Source organism: Arsukibacterium sp., assembly GCF_033722355.1.
Lineage (GTDB): Bacteria > Pseudomonadota > Gammaproteobacteria > Enterobacterales > Alteromonadaceae > Alishewanella.
Window position 1 is genome coordinate 1 of the sequence record NZ_JAWVZF010000203.1, and the last position, 4,048, is coordinate 4,048.

5 protein-coding genes are annotated in these 4,048 nt (G+C 49.1%); 2 read left to right on the forward strand and 3 right to left on the reverse strand.

The features are described from left to right. Positions 1–744, reverse strand: a 744-nt coding sequence (locus R3177_RS13550) for a MoxR family ATPase (protein ID WP_318971553.1), incomplete at its 3' end; no start/stop codon positions are given. Between the two features lie 137 nt (positions 745–881). Between R3177_RS13550 and cysK the strand changes: the two genes are divergently transcribed. Continuing rightward, the gene (gene cysK, locus R3177_RS13555; protein ID WP_318971554.1) at positions 882–1,856 is read left to right on the forward strand and encodes a cysteine synthase A; all 975 of its coding nucleotides are present in this window, start codon (positions 882–884) and stop codon (positions 1,854–1,856) included. 107 nt (positions 1,857–1,963) lie between these two features. Then, entirely contained in the window at positions 1,964–2,413 is a 450-nt protein-coding gene (locus R3177_RS13560) for a hypothetical protein (RefSeq protein WP_318971555.1), read from the forward strand. A 34-nt stretch (positions 2,414–2,447) separates the two neighbouring features. On the opposite strand, the gene R3177_RS13565 is transcribed toward R3177_RS13560, so the two are convergent. Together R3177_RS13565 and R3177_RS13570 are read right to left on the reverse strand one after the other, a co-directional pair. Next, positions 2,448–3,191, reverse strand: coding sequence for an enoyl-CoA hydratase (locus R3177_RS13565; protein WP_318971556.1), 744 nt, complete (start codon positions 3,189–3,191; stop codon positions 2,448–2,450). Positions 3,192–3,224: 33 nt separating this feature from the next. Then, on the reverse strand, positions 3,225–4,048 hold an 824-nt coding region (locus R3177_RS13570), incomplete at its 5' end, for a gamma-glutamyltransferase (protein ID WP_318971557.1).

Here is a 4,048-nt window from a genome sequence, read left to right on the forward strand (position 1 = left end):
CTGCTGCTTATCGGTTAACACACTGGCCGGAATATCTTCGGCCAACAGTAATTTAAGCCAATCTAACAACTCTGAAGTTGAGGGTTTTTTCTTTAAACCCGGTAATTCACGCAGTTCAAAAAAGATCTCCAGCGCCGTACTCAATAATTGCTGCTGAATATTAGGGTAATGCACTGCTACAATAGCCCGTAACGTCTCGGCATCGGGAAAGCGAATATAATGGAAAAAACAGCGGCGTAAAAAAGCGTCCGGCAGCTCTTTTTCGTTGTTAGACGTAATAATGACGATGGGCCGATCTGACGCCCGGATTTGTTCACCGGTTTCATGGACATAAAATGCCATCTGATCCAGCTCATGTAATAAGTCGTTTGGAAACTCGATATCAGCCTTATCAATTTCATCAATCAGCAACACCGGCCTTTTCGCGGCAGTAAAGGCCAGCCACAGCTTGCCCGGGCGAATATAGTTGCTGATATCCTGGACTTTGTCACTGCCCAGCTGACTGTCCCGTAACCGCGATACTGCATCGTATTCATACAGGCCGTGCTGGGCTTTGGTCGTGGACTTAATATGCCATTGAATAAGCTCGGTATTCAGGCTTTGCGCCAGCTCCTCTGCCAACCGGGTTTTACCGGTACCAGGCTCGCCTTTAATCAGTAACGGTTTTTCAAGCGTTACTGCGGCATTTACGGCCAGCGCAAGCTCGGTGGAAACGATATAATTGTCAGTACTTTCAAAGGCCATCTTGATCCTCTTCGGGCTAAAGTTTTGGCTGCACTTTATGCTAAAGTGAAATGATATAAGTTATAGCCAAACGCTACTTCATCTTTTATGCTGCTGGCGTATTCTAGTCACCAAATTCTTTGTAATTGGAGCTTTTTATGGCACTTTCATTTGCAGACCACTCATTGTCTATCGGTCGCACCCCATTGGTCAAATTAAACCGGACTATCTCTGGTGGTGCTAATGTGTACGCTAAAATTGAATCGCGCAACCCCAGCTTCAGTGTTAAATGCCGCTTAGGTGCCGCGCTCATCTGGGATGCGGAAAAACGCGGCGTATTAACGCCGGAAAAAGAAATTATTGAACCGACTTCCGGTAATACTGGCATCGCACTGGCATTTGTCGCTGCCAGCCGTGGCTATAAATTAACGCTGACCATGCCATCAACCATGAGTCTGGAACGGCGTAAACTGTTAAAAGCGTTAGGTGCAAAGCTGGTGCTGACTGAAGGCCCGAAAGGCATGAAAGGGGCGATTGAAAAAGCGCATGAAATCCTGGCATCAGATCCGAACCGCTATGTATTGCTGCAGCAATTTGAAAACCCGGCAAACCCGCAAATTCATGTTGAAACAACCGGCCCGGAAATTTTCAATGATCTTGACGGTAACATAGATATCTTTATTGCCGGTGTCGGCACCGGCGGCACCATTACCGGGGTAAGCCGCTATTTAAAACAGATTAAAAATCTGCCGCTGCATACCGTTGCGGTTGAACCGGTTGAATCGCCTGTGATCAGTCAGGCCAAGGCGGGTGAAGACTTAAAGCCAGGCCCGCATAAAATTCAGGGTATCGGTGCCGGCTTTATTCCGGGTAACCTTGACTTAGACCTGATTGATGAAGTGGAAACAGTCAGCAGCGAAGAGGCCATGGCCGCTACCCATCGCTTAATGCGCGAAGAGGGTATTCTCGCTGGTATTTCATCAGGTGCTGCTTTAGTTGCTGCCCAGCGTCAGGCGGCAAAGCCAGAAAATGCCGGTAAAAACATTGTGGTCATTTTGGCCAGTGCCGCCGAGCGTTATTTATCCAGCCCCCTGTTTGCCGACGTTTTTACCGAGCAGGAGCTGCAACCCTGAGCCAGCGCTTTGTGTTGAAAAGGCCGCCTATTGCGGCCTTTGTTCTTTACAGCAGCTAAAAAAGATTTCACACTGCAAGCTTAGTTGTTTATCAGAGGCGGCCACATATGAAATTAATCTCTATTCTGGTTCTGGTTCTGGGTCTGCTGCTTACTGGCTGTGGTGAAAAACCCAAAAGTAATGCCCACTGGGGTACGCCAGAGTATGTGGCAACCGAGTTTTTCCATGCGCTTTATAATGACAAAGATTTAGATAAAGCGAAAAGCCTCAGCACAAAAGAGTTTGCTGCTTTGCTTGATGCTTATGTAACCCCCCGCCAGGTGGCCAGAACATTATTAAATATGTCTTATGACAACGTCACCATTGAAGTAAACCGCAGTGGCCAGAATCTGCGTCAGCAATATGATAACGATGCGGATATTACCCTGGTTTTCAGTGGTGAACATGCTGGCAAACAGGTGGATAATCTGCGCACCGTCAGTCTGGTAAAAAAAGGGGGGAACTGGCGGGTGACCGCGGTTAAAGCGGATCCCTTTAGTCACACCGCGACGTACTAAGCTTAAGCCTGGCCTTAACACCAGGTACTTCAGGTTATTCTTTTTGGAAAAAGCGTTGTAATTGCTGCTGACAGGCATCGCTTTTTAACAGCTGGCCAAATATTTCCAGCTCTGTGCTTATCGCCTTATCGGCTTCACGTTTTATGTTACCGCGGATGAGTGCCTTACTATGCTGTACCGCTTGCGCCGGCAGTGAGGCCAGCTCGGTGGCTTTCGCAGCAGCAAAAGCCAATAACTGCTCACTGGCTACCTGCTGATTCACCAGTCCCATGGCAACCGCCTGAGCCGTGTCAAACGGTTCTCCCAGTAATAAATACTGCGCTGCTCGCTGATAACCAATTAAATTTGGCAGCAGTAAGCTTGATGCTGCTTCAGGGCACAGCCCTAACTGACTGAAGGGCATCTGAAAGCGACAATCGGGCGCGGCATAAACCAGATCACAATGCAGCAGTGCCGTAGTACCAATGCCAATGGCTAAGCCTGCTACCGCTGCCACCACCGGCTTGGTAAAGGCATTAAGCTGATAAAGAAAAGCGACGGTGGGATGATGCGCATCCAGTTCACCGGCTGTCAGGAAATCCTGCAAGTCGTTACCACTGGAAAAGCAGCTGGCCGATCCCTGCAGCAACACCACGTTAATAGCTGTATCCTGCTGTGCCTGCTGCAGCGCTTCAGTCAGCTGACGATACATCGCCAGATTTAATGCATTTTTTTTCTCAGGACGTTGCAGGCTGATTGTCATGACCCCTGCCCGGCTCTGGCTTACATCAACTGTCATTATCTTTCTCTGTCTGTGCTTGTTTAATGTTAATCAGAAGCCCGCCGCAGTGCCTTCCCGCCTTGGGTCAGCAACGCCTTCAAGTGCATCAGCTTTTACTTCGATTGCATGAATACCGGAGTTTAAATCCTGCACCCTGACCTGATAGCCCATGGCGTTAAATACTACGGCTAAATCGGCCAGTGGTGTACCCGCTTCTAAGGCAAGGTAATCATTACGATGGGTAAAGCGCGGTAAATTTATCGCCTGTTTCAGGTTTAACTGCCAGTCAAGCACTGCCACCAGGTTTTGCGCGACATAATTGATAATCCGGCTACCGCCGGGCGAGCCGGTCAGTAACTTCAGGTTATTATCGTTGTCAAATACCATCATCGGTGCCATTGAGCTGCGGGGGCGCTTGCCACCCTCAACCCGGTTGGCAACCAGTTTGCCGTCCACTTCAGCAGCTAAACTGAAATCAGTAAGCTGGTTATTCAGTAAATAACCATTAACCATCAGACCTGAACCAAACACGTTCTCAATACTGGTCGTCATACTAACCGCATTGCCATACTTATCAACTACTGACAAATGACTGGTATTGGCAAATTCTGCTGCTGATGCCTCGGCCAGCGGTTGGGCACCTGCTGGTTTACCGGCACTTACCTCCACCAGGTTCCGTTTAACGTCTATCAGTCTGGCCCGGCTGGCTAAATAAGCCGGGTCCAGTAATCCAGCAACCGGTACCGGACTGAAATCTGCATCGGCCAGATAACGCTCTCTGTCAGCAAAAGCCAGCCGCGCTGCCTGACTAAGCAGATGCACGGCCTGCACTGACCCCGGGGGCAACCGTTCCAGTTCAAAAGCTGACAAGATGC